Here is a 19,211-nt window from a genome sequence, read left to right on the forward strand (position 1 = left end):
ACGCAAAAAGCACCGGAAAAAACGGCGTGTCGAACGCCATTTCTTACCGGTGCTTCCGATCAAGAATGCGATATGCTTTTTACTATAGCGTAATGCCCTGCAGCCGTCAATGGTTTTTGCGAACAAATGTTTGCGGTTTTGCCTCGGCGCACAATCGGACGACTACCGTTTTTTGATCTCGAAAAATTCGCATTCCGCCCTGGAATGATAAGCGAGCTCGCTGACCCCGGACTGTGTCACGATCGTCCGCTCATCGAAGCGCACGATTACGCTGCCTGAATCGATGATATGATCGTCCTGAAAAACACGGATCGTGGTCCGCCGGTCGAGCGCCTCCTGAAAATCCGCATCGCTGATCAGCCGCCTGTTCAACGCCATTGCTTCCTGCCTCCCCAAATACCCTGCTTTCGCACGGTGAAAAATGCCGATTCTCGCTCCGCTTCTCGTAACGGACCGGCACGGCCTGCGGATGGATTCGCGCACGGGCGGCGGTGACCGCCGCGGCGCTGTCCGTTCTCTTCAAGCTTATCGGGCCGAGCTCCATGTTGCAAGCTTCGAAATCCGCGGCGGTTGAAATAAACAAGCCCCGGGTCTTGAAGCTCCCAGGGACTTGACGAATCTATATCAAGGCGCGGCTGCGCACGAATAGGATCAGGCGGTTTGCTCCTGCGCCCCTGCCGCGGCGGCGGGCGCCGCTTTGAGCTGCCGCTTCTTGCCGGCCAGAAGGCCGAAAGGCAGAGCGATAGCGGCGATGACCGTCGCCGCCATAAACACGTCGTTTACGCTCATCGTATAAGCAAGGCCTGCGGCGCCGGTCTGCCGGCCGCCTGCCGCGAGTTCGCCCGCATGCCGCGAAGCGTGCGAGATGAGCAGCGACGTAAACAGCGCGATGGCGAACGAGCCGCCTACGTTTCGCACCCAGTTCGAAACCGAAGAGGCGTGGCCGGTCAGCTCCGGCGGAATTTCCTCCATGCCCGCCGTGCTGGCTGCGGTGTAGGCCATCGAAACGCCGATGTTGCGGACGGCCATCCATAAAATCACGAAGAGATAGGACGTATCGGGCTGCAGACGCGTCATCTCATAGCTGCCGACGAGGATGAGCACGATGCCGCCGACGACCATCCACCGCGGGCCGATCGCCGGATACAGCTTACCCGCAAGCGGCATCGCCAGCGCCATAATAAGCGAGGCGGGAAGCATAATGATGCCGGCGTCGAGCGGTGTGACCGCCTGGACATTTTGCAGGAAGAGAGGCACCAGCAGCGTTCCGGAATACAGGCTGATCGTGATAATGGTGCTGGATACAAGCGTGACCGAAAACCGCCCGTTGCCGAAGACGCGCAGGTTCAGCAGCGGATGGCGGGCCTTCAGCTCGCGAACAATAAAGAGTGCGAGCAGAACAACTCCCGCCGCGAGCAGGCCGAGCGTGCGCCCGGACGTCCAGCCCCATTCGCGCCCTTCGCTGAGCGCAAGCAGCAGCGACGCACTGCTGAGGATGACGGCGGCAAGGCCGGATTTGTCCAGCGGCTTGCCGGTGCTGACCCGGTAATCGGGAATCATCCATTGAATGAACAGGATTGCGACGACGCCGATCGGGATGTTGAAGAAGAACAGCCAGGGCCAGCTGTAATGATCGATCAGCCAGCCGCTGATCGTCGGGCCGAAGGCGGGCGCGAGCGTGGCGGATAAGCCCCAGATGCTCATGGCGAACGCTCGTTTGTCCATCGGCATGACCTGAAAAATAATCGTCATCGTTGCCGGCAGCACCAGTCCGCTGAACGCGCCCTGGGCGATCCGGAAGGCGATCAGGGAAGACATATTCCACGACAAAGCGCAGAGCAGCGAAAAAACGACGAAGCCGGCCATCGCGTAGAGATACACCTTTTTATAGCCGAAGCGGTCCCCCAAATACCCGGTGAGCGGCGCGACGACGCCAAGAGAAAGCATAAATCCGGTGAGCACCCACTGCACCGTGCCGAGATCGGAGCTAAATTCGTTCATCAGGACCGGCAGCGCGATATTAATCGAGCTGATGCCGAGGATGCTTAAAAAAGAACCGAAAAATATAGCCAGCATGACCGGCCAAAAGCGGATGGTATTCGTTTCGTTTTGCATAACCGTCTTTCATTCCTTTCCTGCCGTATCGGACATTCGTCCGTAAGATGGTTTAGATCATACACCATCTTTAAAACAAAGTAAACTGATTTTATATAAATCGGTTTAATCGGTACAGTTCAGTTTACCGTAAGGTTAAAATTGTTTATACTGAGGAGAAGAAAGGGGGAGAGCGCTGATGGCCATTCAGGAGGACCAGACCAGTTTCCGTTACCAGGACCCGGAATGCAAAACGAGATTTGCTGCCAAGCTGCTGCACCCGATCAAATCATCCGGTTTTCAGTCGCTGCGCATGGACGATATCTCGAAATACATGGATATTTCCAAGGCGACCTTGTATAAATATTTCAGCTCCAAGGAAGAAATCGTGACGCTGCTTGTCGAGCGGCTGATCGAGAACGTTGTGGAGGTTTACAAGCAATATTTGAACGAACCGGACGTACCGTTCGGGGAGAAATTTCAGCGAAGCTTTACCCAGACGATGCTGATCGTCAATTACGCCAGCGATCCTTTTCTGAACGATTTGCGCGAGACGCTGCCCGCTCAGTACGAGAGGATGGATGCGGCAATCGGCCAGCGGAATGAGCGGCTGCGGGAATTTTACGAGGCCGGCATGGAGACGGGCGCCTTCTATAAGCAGAATCCGGTGCTGCTGATCATTCAGGACGAGCTCATGTTCCGTAGTTTAATCGATCCGGTGTACCTGATGAAGCGCAATTTGACGCTGCGCGGGGCGCTGTACGATTACTACCTGATCAAGAAGCGGCAGCTGCTGACGCCGCAGGCGGCGGAGCGGGTGGACGACAATGAAATGAACGCCAAAATGGAAACTCTCGTCAAAAAAATTATGCACGGCATCGCTTGATCGGGCCCGTGCAGCGACAAGGACCGTTCCCCGGCTTCGCGCCTGAAGGGACGGTCCTTTGCTTTTGTTGGGAAACCGTTCAGACTTCCGGCAGGCGGGACCGCCTTATTCTTCCGATAAACCAGCGGTAATACCCGTAAGAGAGCAGCAGCGTAGCCGTCATGGACAAAAAGCTGTACTCCCATTTCCAATCCACGTAATCGATGATTTTCGTATAGTGCTCGATCAACACCTCCGCAGCCGTGATCGCCCCGGGGATGCCGAGTATATACAGCGCCTGGACGAATCGGCTGCTGCCGCGGGGATAATGGACGTTGAAGATGGCGCCGACCGCCGGGAAAATGAAATATTCGAAGGTGAAGCTTGTCCGTGTCGCAAAATTGAAAAAATCGGCGGGGTATTCGATGAGCCGTTCTTCGACCACCAAAGCGCCGAACAGCCAGGTCATGGCCTGCATGACGGAAAAGCTGATCAGCGCATCGAGCAGCCTGTCCCGTTTAATGAGCAGCGGAAGGATCAAAACGGTGAAGGCGATGGAGCCGATCAAAATCATAAGTTCGATATTCATGAGAGCCTCTCCAAACCATAAATTGAAATGGTCGTTTCTAGTAACATATATAAAAAAATCTTGGATTATACAGACTACATATTGTAGGAATAAAGATATAGTCCCTTAGGAGGGGGAGATTGGAATGATGTCGCATCGCTGCGGAATATGTCCGAGGTAGGAAATTTCTTCCTTTACATGAATAACACAGTGGTTTTACGCTGTCCTTACATTTCCTCTATACAGTTGACTCTTGTCATGATGTACCAAATGCTGACAGGAGGATTGGTAATGAAAATGAAAAAACTCGGCAAGAAAAAGCTTGCAGCTCTTCTTGCGGCGGGTTCCGTGCTTGCGGGTACAGGCAGCGTCTATGCCGCTACGCACGGCAACCCGTTCGGCACCAGCCTGGCCGGACGCCAGCAGGACGGCTCGGTGCTGACCGACGTGAACCAGTTTGTCACGCCGGCAGGCCAGCAGATCGAATTCGGCGGAAATCCGATCTCGGTCAAGATTCGTCCGGACGGACAGACGGCGGCTGCGATCGTCGGCCGGAACAATTACGGGGGCAAAGGGATCAACATCGTCGACATGCAGACGGGAACGCTGAAGGCGAGCGATATTTCGGTCAACCTGTCCACGATGTGGGGGCTGGCTTATTCGCCGGACGGTAAGTATTTGTACGCAACAGGCTCGAAGAGCGGCGTGGGCAAAATCGTCGTGATGACCGTTGACGACAACGGGATTCCGGCCGTCGCCAAAACGGTCGATCTGCCGAAGGCAAGCGTCGACAGCTCGTATGCGGGCGGCAACATCAACCCGCAGGACATCGTGATGGGGCCGGACGGCAAGACGCTGCTCGTCGCGCTGAACCTCGATAACAGCCTCGGCGTCTTCGATCTCTCGACGAGTCAGCTGACGGCGCGCATTCCGGTCGGCGTATCGCCGACAAGCGTTGTCGTGAGCGGCGGCAAGGCGTACGTGACGAATGTCGGCGGCAGGATGGCGCAGCCGGGCGACTTCACGGTCGATTCCTCGGGTACGCCGGTCGTGGCGACGCCGGAAGGCAGCTCGGCCACAGGCACCGTCTCGGTCGTCGATCTCGCGACGAATACCGTTAAGAGCACGGTCCAGGTCGGCCTTCAGCCGACGCGGATGACCGTTTCGGGCCATTACGTATTGGTCGCGAATACGAATAGCGATACCGTGTCGGTCATCGATTCGAATACGGACAGCGTCGTTCAAACGATCGATATCCAGCCGTATCCGGACGCGCCGCTCGGCTCTTCGCCGAACGCCGTTGCGATGATTGGCGCCAATCGGCTGGCCGTCAGCCTCGGCCGGAACAACGCGATCGCGATTTATCAATGGGGCGCGAACAAATCGAATCAGCCCAGCAATGACCAAAGCGGACAAAACGCCCAAAGCGGCCAAGACGCTCTGAGCGGGCAAGATGCTCAAAGCGGCCTGAACGCACAAAACGGTCAAGACGTTCAGAGCGGTCAGAATGCCCAAAGCGGACAGCAGGCGCAGAACGGCAGCGACCGGAAGAACAACGGAAAAGGCACGGGAATCGTCGATTTATCGGCAAAGCCGGTTTTCAAAGGACTTGTCCCTACCGCATGGTTCCCGGTCGATATCGCGGTCGATGCCTCAAGCGGCAAGATGCTCGTCGCCAATGCGGACGGCGTCGGCTCGCTCGGTCCGGACCGGACATCGACGATTCAAAACATTACGGTGACCGGCCACTCCTCGTATGCGCAGGAAGGCTCGCTGTCGCTCATGCCCTTTCCGACGGACAAAGAGATTGCCCAGGGGACGGACGAGGTGTTCCAGAACAACAACTGGTTCGATATCGCCAGCCGCAACGCCCAGCCGCGCAACAACAAGAAGCCGGTTCCGATTCCGGAGCGGATCGGCGAGCCCTCCACGATCAAGCACGTCTTTTACATCATCAAGGAGAATCGCACGTACGACCAGGTACTCGGCGATATGGGCAAAGGAAATTCCGATCCGAGCCTCGTCCAGTTCGGCCAGAAGGTTACGCCGAACCTGCACAAGCTGGCGAATACGTTTCCGCTGCTCGACAATATGTATACGTCCGGTATCCAGTCGGCGAGCGGACACCAATGGGTGATGCAGGGAACGAACGTCGATTACGAGGACAAGGAGACCGATACCGCGAACATCCGCAGCTATCCGGGCGGTGCGGGCGATGCCCTCGCCTATGCGGCGACCGGCCATCTGTGGGACAATGCGCTGAAGCACAACATTTCGGTCGTCAACTACGGCGAAGACACGAACGCTTTTACCGGACCGCAGCCTTTCGGAACCTGGACCGACTGGTATAACGATTATCTGATCCTGTCCGGGCAAAAGCAGGGCGAGCTGCACGTGCCGATCGGCAGCTACCAGGCGACGAGCGATATTCCTTCGCTGAATCCGATCACGTACAAGCCGTTCCCGACGTTCGATACGAATATTCCCGACCAGTACCGGTACGAAATCTTCAAGCAGCAGTTCGACCAGTATGTGAAGAACGGCGATCTGCCGCAGTTTATCCCGATGTGGGTCATGGACGACCATACGTCCGGCACGGACACCGGTTCGCCGACGCCGCAGGCGCAGGTTGCCGACAACGACTTGGCCGTGGGTAAAATCGTCGACCTCATCTCGCACAGCCCGTATTGGAAAGATTCGCTCATTCTGATTACCGAGGACGATGCGCAAAACGGACTCGACCATGTCGACGGCCACCGCGAGCCGGCTTTCGTCGTCAGTCCCTGGGTGAAACGGGGCGTTGTCGACAGCCACTACTGGACCGTCATCAACATGGTGCGCACGATCGAGCAGGTTCTCGGCCTGCCGCCGATGAACCAGAACGATGCGGCCGCGCTCCCGATGAGCGAGCTGTTCACCGATCAGCCGGACTTCACGCCGTACACGTTCGAGCAGAACCAAATTCCGCTCGACACGCTGAACGGCCAGCCGGCCGCCAACACGGCGGCGCTCGCCAATACGGCGAACGTCACGGCGCAGGCGAAGGACCTGGCGAAGCAGTGGACGGAATGGTCCAATGCCAACAAGCAGCACTTTACCGGAAGCCGCGCCACGCCGGACGACGTGAACGCCAACATGCTGAACCATGTGAACTGGTACGCCGCGAGGGGCTTCGATACCCCGTATCCGGGCGACGACAAGCCGCTGGCGCCCGCGCAGGTCGAAGCGCAGCCGGCCAGCAGCCTGCCTAATCCGGCTGTCAATTAACAGGTTTCGGTTTAACAAGCAGCGTACGCTAAAGCCGGTCCGTTCATCGGACCGGCATCTCGCTATTCAGCCGTATTACCGGCAAAAGGAGAGACGGTTAAGGATGAATCGGTTACTGGAAGCAGCGACGAGACGAACCGTGCTGATTGTGACCTCGCTGGTTATTTTGCTGGCCTGGGGAGGCCTGTCGGCTTACCGGATGCAGCGGGATTATTTGCCGGCGATCAGCAATCCGACGCTGATGATTACGGTGCATGCGCCGGGCTACGACGCGGACCGGGTCAAGGCGGAAATCGCGGTGCCGGTCACCCAGGCGGTGCGCGGCATTAACGGCCTGGACGACATCGAGACCAGCAGCTTTGCGGACGGGCTGCTCGTCAGCCTGTATTTTCCGATGGACTACAATATGCGGCGTGCCGAGGACGACGCGGCGCTCGCTCTTAATCATATCGCGCTGCCGGCCGGGGCCGAGCGCCCGCAGGTTACGCGGGTCAGCACGAGCTCGTTTCCGGTGTTCCGGCTGAGCCTCACCGCGGCGGCCGGGAAGACGGACGAGCGGACGCTGCGCACGGCGATCGCCGGCGCGGCCGCGGAGCAGCTGAAAAGCCTGCCCGGCGTCAGCGACGTCTACGTAACGGGAGCGGGGTCCGACGGCTACGTTCTTACGGTGCGGACGGCGGACTTGCGGCGGTACGGCCTGACGATCGACGATGTGACCTCATCGCTCGGCGATTCAGACCTGACCGGCGCGGCGGGCCGGATTTCCGGCGATCAGGCGGTGATTCCGCTGGAAGCCACGGGCATCGGCACGGACGGCCCGCAGCAGGAGCGGGATCTCGACCGGCTGCAGATCCGCGGCGCGAACGGCCGCACGGTTCCGCTCGCCGCCGTCGCCGATCTGAACCGGACGATCGTCGGCCTGCAGACCATTTCCCGGACCGACGGACAGCCAAGCGTCGTGCTCGACGTGCTCAAGACGCCGTCGGCCAACATTACCGCCGTGTCGGACCTCGTCCGCGAGCGGATCCGGAGCATTCCGGGGGTACAGACCGGCGATGTCAAGCTGTCCGTCCTGCTCGACGAGGGCTCTCAGGTGAAGGCGTCTCTGCTCGGCCTTCTTCGCGAGGGGCTGCTCGGCTGCGCGCTGTCGATCGTCAGCGTGCTGCTGTTTTTCCGCGACGCGCGCAGATCCGCGCTGATTGCCCTGTCGCTGCCCGTCTGTTTCCTGGCGACGGCAGGCCTTTTGAAGACGATGGGTTTCAGCCTGAACCTGCTTACCGTATCGGGGCTGATCGTCGCTATGGGCAGGGTTATCGACGATTCGATCGTCGTACTGGATAATATGTATCGCAAAGTGCACGAATCCGGCGGAAGGGCGAGCGCGGGCCTGCTGGCCGAAGCCGTCCGGGAGATGCTCCCCGCGATCGTATCCTCGACGGCGACCACGGCGGCGGTCTACATTCCGATCGCGCTTGTCGGCGGCATGATCAGCGCCGCGTTCTCCGGCTTCGCCTGGTCGGTCGTCATTGCGCTTGTGACCTCGCTGCTTGTGGCGATGTTTATCGTGCCCGCGCTGTATCATGTATGGCGGGGAGGGCGGTCCGGACGCGCGGCCGTGTCGCTGGAGCCGGTCTCGCACCGCGTGCTGAACTGGGCGTTCCCGCGCCGGGGCATGCTGCTGGCCGTATCCGGCATTTTGCTGCTTGGAGCGGCGGGCGGGGCGTTCCTGCTCCCGGTCAATTTCCTGCCTGCGGCTAAATCCGGGCAGATCAGCGTACAGCTGGAGTTTCCGGAAGAGACGCCGCTGACGCAGATCGATGCGTCCGCTTCGCGGATGGAGCAGGCGCTCAAAGCGGACCCCGACGTCGCTACGTTCTCCTCCGTGCTCGGCTCGACCTTCACGCCGCAGTTCGACGACGTGTTCGATGCCGGCGGCGGGTGGATTCAGGGCGGTAACATCGCCAATATCGCCGTATCCGTCCGCAAGGGCGCGAACGTCGACGCGGTGACGTCCAGGCTGCAGCAGCGGCTGACGGCACTGGCGGGCGGCGCGATCTGCACCGTGACGAACCAAAATATCGCCGGCGACGATTCGCAGCTGAAGATCGACTTGACCGGCGCCGATGCCGCAACGCTCGACCTGTCCGCGGGCATGGTCCGCGCGGAGCTGCAGAAGGTACCGGAGCTCAGCGTCGAGGGCGCAGCCGACGACCAGGAAGGGATTCCGAAGCACCGGCTGACGCTCGACCAGCAGGCGCTCAGCCGTTACGGCATTTCGGCAGCCGACGTGTATAAGCGTATCCGACTCTATTTGGCTGAAGGCCGGACGGTTTACGTTCCGCTGGCCGCGGCCGCCGGTTCGGCTGCGGCCGGCCCGAACGCTGCCGCGGCGCAAGGAGCGGCCGGGACCGCGGCCGGGACGTCCGGCGCACCTTCCGCAGGAGCGGGCGCCGGTGCCGCAGGCTCCGGCATTCCGGGAGGCGGTGCGGGTGCGCCGGGAGCCGCAGCAACGAGCGCCGTGCAGGGAGCTGCAGGCGGCGCTGCGCAGCAGCCTGCCCCGGGATCGTCCATGTCGATCCCGATGGAGATCCGCTTGGACACGCTCTCGAAGGTCGGGAGCTCATCCGCAAATGCCGATCCGGCGACCGATACGCTGTCGCTGCTCGGGGCCGAAACGTTCAAGGCGAAGGACGGCAGCGCCGTCCGGCTGGATCAGCTCGCGACGCTGATGCCGCTTGCCGGCCAGTCCGAAATCCAGGAGCGGGACGGCAGCCCGTTCGCCTCCGTCACCGCCAACATCACGACGCGCGATATCGAGAAGGTCGCCCGGAAAGCGGCGAATGCGGTCGCCGCCGTCAAGCTGCCCGCGGGCGTGCACTACTCGATCAACGGCATTTCCGCGCAGGTGGACCAAATGATCCTCGGTATGGGCATGGCGATCGCGTGCTCCATCCTGCTCGTGCTGCTCATCCTGAGCGCAGCCTTCCGGAGCTGGCGGGCGCCGCTCGTCGTGCTGCTGTGCATTCCGCTCGCATACATCGGCTCCGTGCTCGGCCTGCTGCTGTTCGGCGGCGAGTGGGACCTCGCTTCGCTTGTGGGGCTGCTGATGCTTACGGGTATCGTCGCCTCCAACGGCATTGTGCTGGTCGATAAAATCGAGCGCAATCTGGCCGCGGGTATGGAGGCCAGGGAGGCGATCGCGCACGGGACGGCAACCCGTGCTCGGCCGGTGCTGCTGACAGCCGCGGCGACCGTCCTGACGCTGCTTCCGCTTTGTATTGCGGGCGGCTCGGACGCCGTCGTCTCGCAGACGCTCGGCATCGTCGTCGTGTTCGGCATGGTCAGCTCCACGGCGATCAGCCTGATCGTCATTCCGGTCGTATACGAATGGATGTACCTCCCCCGCGAACGGAGGCTTGCGAAGCTGCTGCCCGCAAGGGCATAATGGACAGTGGAACCGTAAGACAACGGGAAGGGATGGGGAAACGAATGCAATATCGTCAACTCGGCAGCAGCGGAATGAACATTAGCGAAATCAGCTTCGGCACCTGGGCGATCGGAGGCTCATGGGGTAAAACCGACGACAAAACGTCGCTGGAGGCGCTCGCGCATGCAATGGATGCGGGCGTCAATTTCTTCGATACGGCGGATGTTTACGGAAGCGGCCACAGCGAGGAGCTGCTCGCGAAAGCGACCAAAGGCCGCGAGGACGAGATTTATATCGCCACGAAGTTCTGCCGGGCGGGAAATCTTCAGGATCCGGCCAATTATTCGTACGATTCGGTCGCCGGGTTCTGCGAAGCGAGCCTGAAGCGGCTCGGGCGGGAGCGGATCGACCTGTACCAGGTGCACTGCCCGCCGACCGACATTATGCGCAGCGGCGAGGTATTTGGGGTACTTGACCGGCTGAAGCGGGAAGGTAAAATCCGCGAATACGGCGTCAGCGTCGAGTCGGTGGAAGAAGGGCTCATCTGCCTGCAGTACCCCGGCGTTCGCGCGCTGCAGGTCATTTTCAACCTGTTCCGTCAAAAGCCGGCCGAAGAGCTGTTCCCGAAGGCGCACGCCCAAGGCGTCGGCATTCTCGTGCGGCTGCCGCTGGCAAGCGGCCTGCTGGCCGGAAAGTTCACCGCTTCCACGTCGTTCGAGGCGGACGACCACCGCAATTTCAACCGCAACGGCGACAGCTTCAACGTCGGCGAGACGTTCGCGGGCCTCGTGTTCCAGAAGGGCGTGGAGCTGGCGGACGAGCTGCGCTGGATCGCGGAAGGCCGCACGAACATGGCCGGCGCTGCGCTGCGGTGGATTTTGGACAATCCGCAAATTTCATGCATCATCCCGGGCTTCCGGAATACGGCGCAGGTGGAAGACAATCTTCGCGCCGCCGCCGAGCCGTCCTTCACGGCCGCCGAGCTGGAGAAGCTTCGTTCGTTCTATGAGCGCGAAGTGCGCGACCATATCCGCGGACCGTATTAAAGGCGGGTTAACCACGCCGTTATTGAGTACGAGCCTCTGCATGCCTTCAACATGTGCGCATAGGGAACAGACGGCCGGCGCCAGGGGCGGGCGGCCGTCTTTTTTAACGCGTTTCTGCCCGGAGCCGGCCAGGCTGAAACGGGACGCAAGCGCTTGCTGCAGGAGACACGCATAAGGAGCAGTGAAGACACTAATGGACAACGCAGCGGCGCAGCATGATGAGCCGAAGCTCGGGTTGTTTCGGCTGACCTGGCCGATGTTTCTGGAATTTTTTCTGTTTATGCTGATGGGCACGGCGGATACGCTCATGATCAGCGGGGTGTCCGACGACGCGGTGTCGGCTGTGGGCGTAGTCAATCAATATTTGTTTATTTGCATTCTTGTCATGGAAGTGATCGGCAACGGCGCATCGATCGTCGTGGCGCAGTATTTGGGCGCGCGCCGGATGCTCGAGGCGTCCAAAATCGCGGCGTTGTCCATCACGCTCAATTTGCTGCTCGGACTTGCCGTCAGCGGCGCGCTGCTGCTGCTCGGCGGCACGATTTTGAACCAGATGAACCTGCACGGCGAGGTGCTGGATTATGCCAAAACGTATATGCACATCGTCGGCGGCTTTTTGTTCGTCCAGGCGCTGATCAACGTCTTTGCGGCTTTGATCCGGACCTGCGGCTTCACGAAGGAGTCGATGCTCGTTTCGCTGGGCATGAACGTGCTGCATATCGGCTGCAATTACGCGCTGATTTTCGGCCATTTCGGCCTGCCGCAGATGGGAGTGGCGGGGGCGGCCGTGTCGACGGCGGTCAGCCGGGCCGCCGCGCTGGTCGTTTTCGTCTGGATGCTGTACCGCGTCATGGAGGTGCGGATGGCATTCCGTTATTATGTGACGTTCGCCCGGGAATACGTCCGCAGCATTTTCAAGGTCGGCATTCCTTCGGCGCTGGAGCAGATGACGTATCAGAGCTGCCAGACGGTATTCGTCTTCTACGTCACCTTCCTCGGCTCGGAGGCGCTGGCTTCGCGCCAGTATGCGATGTCGATCTCGCAATATGTCTATTTATTCAGTACCGCGATCGGCATGGGAACGGCGATCATTGCCGGCCGGCTGATTGGAGCCGGACGGCCTGACGATGCATACCGGAGGGTGCTGGCGAGCGTAAAATGGAGCGTGGGACTGACCGTGGTCATCGATGCGGTCGCGATTTTGCTGCGCAAGCCGATCGCAGGCCTGTTCACGGCGAATCCGGACATTATCCGAATGACGTCGCAGATCATCCTGTTCAGCCTGCTGCTCGAGACGGGACGGGCGTTCAACCTCGTGCTCGTCAATTCGCTGCGGGCGGCGGCGGATGCCAAATTCACCGTCTATATGGGCTTTATATCGATGGTGTGCATGAGTCTGCCGCTCGGTTACCTGCTTGTCTTCCGGCTGCATCTCGGGCTGCCCGGGATCTGGCTCGCCATCGCGGCCGACGAATGGACGCGCGGCATTATCATGTGGTTCAGGTGGCGGAGCCGGGCGTGGGAGCGGCATTCGCTCGTCGGGCCGTCCGGAACGGCGGCAGGCGCTCCCGCCTCCTCCGGCTGAACGCCATCCGGCCGAAGGCGTTTGGGCTCGAACCGGCGAGCTAAACCTTCACGGCGGATGACGAAAGGAGCGGAACCTCGTGCGGTCCGGCTCCTTTTCTCATGCCGCTTCCTGAGTGTATTCCACAGCCTTACCGGCACGAATCCTTTTGGCAGGCGGCAGTGGAGCACAGCGGCCCAGCGGCGGCGCACCGATTTTACTCGGCAGCCGCTTTTTTTCTGCGCAAGTGAACATATTATTGAGTCCGCATATAGACGTCGCTCAACTCGCCGGCCCGATAGTAAGGATATTCCAACCTCCGCTGTACCTGGAGGGCTGTTTCGGTATTGTTCAACCATTCCACCATATACAGACCCAAATCAAGGGATGCCGTCACGCCGCCTCCGGTTAGGACATGGCCATCCCGCACGACGCGGGCTTTAACGACTTCCGCGCAGTAAGGGGCCAGCAAATCGTAAGCCGATGAATTCGTCGTTGCTCTTTTTCCATGCAAAAATCCCGCCGCTCCCAAAAGCAAGGCGCCTGTACAGACAGAAACCTTATATGGAGCCGTCTCCGCGGTCCGAATCCACCCTATAAAAGCCTCGTCGAAACGAAGCTGTCTGGTCGGCATGCCGCCCGGAATAAAAACGAGATCGAATTGATTCAGGTTCGGGCGCACCTCGTGCACCTTTATGGTCAGTCCCCGGTCATCCGTTACCTCGGCCTTGTCCGAGCAAAATGTCCACGATACATCCTTTTTCGCCTTCAGGATTGCCGGCTGCCCCAAAAGAACACCGTACCTGAAGCAAAAGCATGCAAACCGGATCCGTGAAGCAAAGCAGGGGCTGAAGGAGTAGAAGAGATGCTCTTTTTTAGGTACCTTTCATTAGGCATCCGCATACGATGCCATATAAAATTGCCTAAGGTGGAGTCTAACGATGAGTATCCAAAACCCCGGCATTCATGAACAAACGTTATATCGAGCCGATTCGAATCTGGCGCATAACCTGAAATCCGCCCGCGATCGCATGCACCAGATTTGCAGACAGTACACCGGCCGCCTCGTACGCGTGGAGACGATGGACGGCGATGTTTTCGAAGGAATCATTGTGCATTGCGACAAAGGAATTTTATATTTACGGCAGCCGGGTCCCGGGAGCCCGCGCGGTTTTGCCCCGATGTATTACAACGACGTCATTTTGCCGCTTGTCCTGTACGAACTGCTCGTAATCACCTTGCTGTATACCTGAAGAAAGTGCCCGGATGGCTGATACGCAGCACTGGTCATGTCCGCTGTTAGAATTTCGTTCGAACTTGCATGATAAGGAGTGATTATGATGGCATTTATGCCACCGCAAGGACCGCAAGGACCGCAGCAGGCGCCGTCAACGCCGCCTCCGCAATTCACCCCTCAAAAACCGGCTGCAACAGCGTTTGCCGTCGACCCCGGCGCTATTTCGGGCTGTTTGTTTCGAAACACCTATATCTGGCTCCGGAACGGGAACAGCTTCTGGTTTTTCCCTACCTTTGTAGGCCGCACATCGGTTTCGGGATTCCGGTGGACAGGGAGATTTTGGGCCTTTACGGGTCTCAGCTTACAATCCATCGAGTCCTTTACTTGTTTTTAAGCGGCTTCATCCCAAATCGAAAAAGGATCCGGATCCGCTTTTCGGGTCGCCCGCCGGTTGAAGGCGGGCCTTTTTTTCGTTTAAATAGCGGATATCCGGACCGGATTCATGGCTCCTCCTGCAGGCGTGCGGCTTCAGCCGGCGGAGGATCCGTTCCCGGCAGGTTGTAAATCGCCTTGAAATCGGGTAAAACTTAGAAATAGAGGCCGTCTGCAGACAGGCGGCACGCAGGCAGGGGTGGAGGATTAGCCATGAAAACGAAAAGAATCGCCGCCCTGTCACTGGCCGTGATGGGAATCGGTTTTATCGCTACGGCGCTGCTGCCGGACGTCTGGTACATCAGACTGCTGCAGGGAGGATTCGAGGCCGGGCTGGTGGGCGGCATCGCGGACTGGTTTGCCGTCACGGCGCTGTTTCGCCATCCGCTGGGCGTTCCGATTCCGCATACGTCGCTCTTGCTGCGCAACCGGCAGAAAATCGTCAACGCGCTCATTTCCGCCCTCGAGAACGAGCTGCTGCGCAAGGAAAGCATCACGCGGAAGCTGCAGGAGTTCCGCCTGTGGGACAAAATGACCGCGGCCGTGACCGGTTTTGTGCTGAAGCGAAGCATGCGGGCGAAGCTGCTGACGGTGCTGGAAGCCGTCATCCGCGAGCTGCCGGCGGACCGGATCGCGGCAGGCGCGCAGTCGCTGCTGAGCGAGCGCATCCGGGCGATCGACCCGAAGCTGCTTGCGGAGAAGCTGGCCGGGGCGGCGGTCCGCGGCGGTTGGGACGAGCGGGCGCTCGATTACGCGCTGCTGTACGGCGCGGAATGGGCCGGCAAACGGGAAACGGAGCAGATGCTTGGCAGGCTCGCCCTCGGCAAGCTGAGCGAGCTGCAGCTGGGCGGGTTTATGGGGTTCGCGGTGCAGGCGTTCGCCGGATTTATGAATGAAGAGAAGCTCGGCTCGATGCTGCAAAATCTCATTTTGTCCGGCATCGGCGAGCTCAGCCGTCCGGAAAGCGTCTACCGGGAACGGCTGCTCGCCGAAATCCGCTCCCGGATCGAGCGGCTTCCGGAGGAAGAGGCGCTGATGGCCCGGGTGAAACGCTGGATGGACGAGAAGGCGGACGGAGATGAGCTCGGCCGCTTCCTCGCTGCCAGGCTCGAGGAGCTGCGGGAAGCGCTGCTGCGCAGGCTGGAGGAAGAACGTCGGACCGGCGGCCGCTCGATCCTGAAGCTGTACCGGTTCGTCACGGACAAGCTGCGCGAGCGGAGCGAGCTCACCGCGCAGTGGGAGCGGGGGCTGCTCGCGCTGATCGTGAACGCGGTCGAGGCGAATCATTACCGGATCGGCCTGCTCGTGCGCGACAATCTCGACCAGCTGGACGACCGTATGCTTGTCAGCATGTTTGAGGACAAGGTCGGCAACGATTTGCAGTGGATCCGCGTTAACGGCGCCGTCTGCGGATTCATTGTCGGCATTGGGCTTACGCTCGCCTTGATGGCGGTATAGTCCGGACTTGTATTGTCGGCTTGACCTCCTTATACTTACTTTTATAAAGTAAAAGCGTTTCGATCGGGGACGCATTCGCATTTATTCGGACAAGGGGTTGAGACGATGACGGCTTCGATGTTTATCGCCCACGGTTCGCCCATGCTGGCGGTTGAGACGAATACGTATGCCTCGTTTCTTGAGGAGCTCGGGCGGACGATGAAGCGGCCGAAGGCGGTCGTGCTGTTTACCGCTCACTGGGAGAGCGATCCGGTTGCCGTATCTTCTTCGGATGAACCGTACGGCACGATTCACGATTTCGGCGGATTTCCGGGAGAACTGTATGAGATCCGGTATCCGGCGCGGGGCTCTTCGGAGCTTGCGGAAGAGACGGTCTCCCGCCTGGAACGAAAAGGAATCGCTGCCCGGAAGGACGAGTCGAGAGGGCTGGATCACGGTTCATGGGTCCCGCTGCGGCGCATGTTCCCAAGCGCGGACATTCCCGTCGTGCAGGTATCCGTCAATCCGTTCCGCCCGGTTCGGGAGCAGTTTGCGATCGGGGAGGCGCTGCGCGGGCTGGGCGGCGATGACGTGCTGGTTATCGGCAGCGGCTCGACCGTGCACAATCTCCGCATGCTGCGTCCGGGCGCTCCCGCGCCGGAGCCGTGGGCCGTCGCGTTCGACGATTGGCTGATCGGGCGCATGCAGGAAAGGGACGGCGAAGCGCTCTGCCGCTACGAGGAGCTCGCGCCGCACGCCAAGACCGCGGTGCCGAGGGCGGAGCATTTGGTGCCGCTGTTCATTGCCATGGGCAGCGCCGGTCCGGAAGCGAAGGGGCATGTTCTTCACCGGAGCTATGAAATGGGCTCGCTGAGTTATTTGTGCGTGCGGTTTGATTAATACCGGCCGTCACGCGTATTGATGCAGCGACCGCAATTGGGATGGAATGGGAGCCGGCCGGGATGGCGCGGCTCTTTACTTTTTGACCGCCGGGATCCGCAATGAGTTGAAGAACTTTTTTTGGCAAAAAGGAGAAGACGGAGATTTTGTCGAATTTAGGGAGAAAGGGTTGATTTTTTAAGATCTTCGAGGTGTAAAATGAAGGAAGCGCGCGGGTGGACCGCTTTTTTGCTCTTGATCGTTTTGAGTTCGCTTGCAATCATCCCCGGCCGTGCGGGAGCGGCGGATGACTCCGTCGTGATCCGTAAGTGGCAGGTGCAGTGGTTCGGGCCGGACAGCCGGACGGACGGGGCGCCTCCCGCGGAAGGAGCCTGGATCGATACCGGATCGGACAAACCGCTCACGAGCGTTCCCAAGGGGAAAACCGGGATGTGGGTGCGTTTTACCGTTCCGGCCGGCGACAACTGGCGCCATCCCGGCATTCTTGCCGAACGGCTGTACGGGCACAAGCTGTCGGTCTACCAGGGAAAGGAGCAGCTGTTTGAATCCGACCGCGATTTCGTCTTCGATCTGAATAAATTGGTGACGCCGGTCAAGCCGTTTACCGGCCGGACGGAATTTTACATCCGCATCGGCACGCTGAGCGAACGGGCAGGCCTTATCAGCGGAATTCGGGTTGGGGAATACGAGGACCTGTCGGAACGATTTGTCCGGAAGGATCTGCCCGATATGATGCTCGGATCGTCCGTGTTCTTCCTGGGCGTCATCATGCTGATCTGCTCCGGATTTTTGAAGCGCGGACAGCGGGGCACTTGGATTTCCTTATGTCTGATCGCGATGACGACCGGTATCCTCATCATCGTCAATTCTCCGCTTCCTTATATTTATTTCAAAGCGTACGGACCGCTCTTCCTGGTGCTGCTCGATATTTCGCTGTTCACCCTCTTTCCGGCGCTCAGCTATTATATCGACCGGGTGTTTGAGCAGAAATTCGTTTTCTTCAACCGCTTCAGGCGCATCCAGATCGGGTATTCGGCCTTCTGCTTCCTGCTGCTGGCGGCCAATTTGGCCACGCACGACCGCTTCTTCCGGATTTATTACTGGTTTACCGTCATTATTCTCGGGCTGTTGATCATGGCCCAGCTGGTGCAAATCGTCGCGCTCGCGGTCATCCATGCCGTCAAGGGCAATAAGGACGCCATCATCCTGTCCGCGGGCATCGGCTTTCAGGCGCTTACCGGCGTGGCCGACTTGACGCTCTTCTACGTGCATAAGACGGAATACGAGCTGTTTCTGTGGAAATTCGGCGTATTGGGCGTCATCGCATCGCTCATCGTCGTGCTCGCCAGGCAAATTTCGGCCGATCATGCGAAGCTGGTCGTCTACTCGAAGGAGCTGGAGCTGTTCAACCATAAGCTGCAGCGGACGGAAAAAATGAAAATCATCAGCGATCTGGCCGCTTCCGTCGCGCACGAGGTACGCAATCCGCTTCAGGTGACAAGGGGCTTCCTGCAGCTGCTGAGCGAGCGGATCGACGAGCGGAACAAGCCGCATTTCGCAATGGCCATCGACGAGCTGGACCGGGCATCGGGCATCATTACCGATTTCCTGACGTTTGCCAAGCCGGAGCTGGAAGAAATGAAGGCGATGAACGTTTCGGAGGAAATCCGGCAAATCGAGGCGATGATGTCTCCGCTGGCCACGATGAAGGGCGGCAAGCTCCTGGTCGAAGTTCCGCAAGGGCTCCATATCAACGGCAATCCTTCGAAATTCAAGCAAGCGCTGATGAATATGATCAAGAACAGCATTGAAGCGATTGACGGGGGAGGCAGAGTGGAAATTAGCGCCCGGCCGGAACAGGAGAAAGCGGTCATTTGCATTAAAGACAACGGCGAAGGCATGGAGGAGGAGGAGCTGGCCAAGCTGGGCGACCCTTACTTCTCGACGAAGAAAAAAGGAACCGGACTCGGCCTGATGGTGACCTTCCGCATTATCGAGGTGATGAGCGGCACAATCGAATTCCGCAGCCGAAAAGGGAAAGGAACCGAAGCGATCATTCAGTTCCCCATCGTGCATAAACAGGCTGAACTACCAGGCGGCACCGACATCTGACCGGCCGTCGGCCGTTTCTTCCGGCGGCTGAGGGACGACCAGATAGAAGAGGCCGGGCTTTTCCTCCAGCGCCTTCACTTCGATGTGTGCCGGGATGTCCACTCCAACCGCATCCCGGATGGCCTTCTTCGGGTTTGTAAGCAGTTCCTGCTTGAATGCCGGGTCATCCCAGGCTTTCTGTAAAATTTGAAGCTTTAGCGAGTCGAGTGACATCATGTTTGCTCATCCCTTTCCTGCAGGCTGGATTTCGTTTCCATTGTAC

The 19,211-nt window shown here is 59.4% G+C and carries 14 protein-coding genes; 9 read left to right on the plus strand and 5 right to left on the minus strand.

Annotated elements, in window-relative coordinates; translation table 11 throughout:
• Window positions 1–162: 162 nt before the first annotated feature.
• Together PD282_RS01655 and PD282_RS01660 are read right to left on the minus strand one after the other, a co-directional pair.
• Window positions 163–378, minus strand: a complete 216-nt coding sequence (locus tag PD282_RS01655; RefSeq protein WP_274648656.1) for a hypothetical protein — start codon at window positions 376–378, stop codon at window positions 163–165.
• A 273-nt stretch (window positions 379–651) separates the two neighbouring features.
• The gene (locus PD282_RS01660) at window positions 652–2,115 is read right to left on the minus strand and encodes an MDR family MFS transporter (protein ID WP_274648657.1); all 1,464 of its coding nucleotides are present in this window, start codon (window positions 2,113–2,115) and stop codon (window positions 652–654) included.
• A 178-nt stretch (window positions 2,116–2,293) separates the two neighbouring features.
• Here PD282_RS01660 and PD282_RS01665 point away from each other — a divergent pair, with 178 nt between their 5' ends.
• Window positions 2,294–2,980: a TetR/AcrR family transcriptional regulator gene (locus PD282_RS01665; RefSeq protein WP_274648658.1), complete on the plus strand. Its 687-nt coding sequence runs from the start codon at window positions 2,294–2,296 to the stop codon at window positions 2,978–2,980.
• Between the two features lie 79 nt (window positions 2,981–3,059).
• On the opposite strand, the gene PD282_RS01670 is transcribed toward PD282_RS01665, so the two are convergent.
• The gene (locus PD282_RS01670) at window positions 3,060–3,548 is read right to left on the minus strand and encodes a CBO0543 family protein (RefSeq protein ID WP_274648659.1); all 489 of its coding nucleotides are present in this window, start codon (window positions 3,546–3,548) and stop codon (window positions 3,060–3,062) included.
• Between the two features lie 270 nt (window positions 3,549–3,818).
• Between PD282_RS01670 and PD282_RS01675 the strand changes: the two genes are divergently transcribed.
• The 4 genes from PD282_RS01675 (at window position 3,819) to PD282_RS01690 (ending at window position 12,852) form a co-directional block, all read left to right on the plus strand.
• Window positions 3,819–6,794 (plus strand): bifunctional YncE family protein/alkaline phosphatase family protein, encoded by a 2,976-nt coding sequence (locus tag PD282_RS01675; RefSeq protein WP_274648660.1) that lies wholly within the window; start codon window positions 3,819–3,821, stop codon window positions 6,792–6,794.
• A 103-nt stretch (window positions 6,795–6,897) separates the two neighbouring features.
• Window positions 6,898–10,239: an efflux RND transporter permease subunit gene (locus PD282_RS01680; protein ID WP_274648661.1), complete on the plus strand. Its 3,342-nt coding sequence runs from the start codon at window positions 6,898–6,900 to the stop codon at window positions 10,237–10,239.
• 44 nt (window positions 10,240–10,283) lie between these two features.
• Window positions 10,284–11,267, plus strand: a complete 984-nt coding sequence (locus tag PD282_RS01685; RefSeq protein ID WP_274648662.1) for an aldo/keto reductase — start codon at window positions 10,284–10,286, stop codon at window positions 11,265–11,267.
• Between the two features lie 193 nt (window positions 11,268–11,460).
• Window positions 11,461–12,852, plus strand: coding sequence for an MATE family efflux transporter (locus PD282_RS01690; RefSeq protein WP_274648663.1), 1,392 nt, complete (start codon window positions 11,461–11,463; stop codon window positions 12,850–12,852).
• Between the two features lie 235 nt (window positions 12,853–13,087).
• Here PD282_RS01690 and PD282_RS01695 read toward each other — a convergent pair whose 3' ends face one another.
• Window positions 13,088–13,621 (minus strand): DJ-1/PfpI family protein, encoded by a 534-nt coding sequence (locus tag PD282_RS01695; protein WP_274648664.1) that lies wholly within the window; start codon window positions 13,619–13,621, stop codon window positions 13,088–13,090.
• A gap of 151 nt (window positions 13,622–13,772) precedes the next feature.
• On the opposite strand from PD282_RS01695, the gene PD282_RS01700 reads away from it, so the two are divergent.
• The 4 genes from PD282_RS01700 to PD282_RS01715 all read left to right on the plus strand — a co-directional run bounded on the left by PD282_RS01700 (window position 13,773) and on the right by PD282_RS01715 (window position 18,949).
• On the plus strand, window positions 13,773–14,084 hold the full coding sequence (locus PD282_RS01700; protein WP_274648665.1) for a hypothetical protein: 312 nt from the start codon (window positions 13,773–13,775) through the stop codon (window positions 14,082–14,084).
• Window positions 14,085–14,713: 629 nt separating this feature from the next.
• Window positions 14,714–15,958: a DUF445 domain-containing protein gene (locus PD282_RS01705; protein ID WP_274648666.1), complete on the plus strand. Its 1,245-nt coding sequence runs from the start codon at window positions 14,714–14,716 to the stop codon at window positions 15,956–15,958.
• 105 nt (window positions 15,959–16,063) lie between these two features.
• Window positions 16,064–16,837 (plus strand): DODA-type extradiol aromatic ring-opening family dioxygenase, encoded by a 774-nt coding sequence (locus tag PD282_RS01710; RefSeq protein ID WP_274648667.1) that lies wholly within the window; start codon window positions 16,064–16,066, stop codon window positions 16,835–16,837.
• Between the two features lie 297 nt (window positions 16,838–17,134).
• Complete coding sequence (locus PD282_RS01715) at window positions 17,135–18,949, plus strand: sensor histidine kinase (protein WP_274648668.1); 1,815 nt, start codon at window positions 17,135–17,137, stop codon at window positions 18,947–18,949.
• Here the strand turns inward: PD282_RS01715 and PD282_RS01720 are convergent.
• Complete coding sequence (locus PD282_RS01720; protein ID WP_420832263.1) at window positions 18,926–19,165, minus strand: NHLP leader peptide family RiPP precursor; 240 nt, start codon at window positions 19,163–19,165, stop codon at window positions 18,926–18,928. The two genes, PD282_RS01715 and PD282_RS01720, sit on opposite strands and share 24 nt — an antisense overlap.
• Window positions 19,166–19,211: the final 46 nt, after the last annotated feature.

It is taken from the genome of Paenibacillus humicola, from assembly GCF_028826105.1.
Classification (GTDB): domain Bacteria; phylum Bacillota; class Bacilli; order Paenibacillales; family Paenibacillaceae; genus Paenibacillus_Z; species Paenibacillus_Z humicola.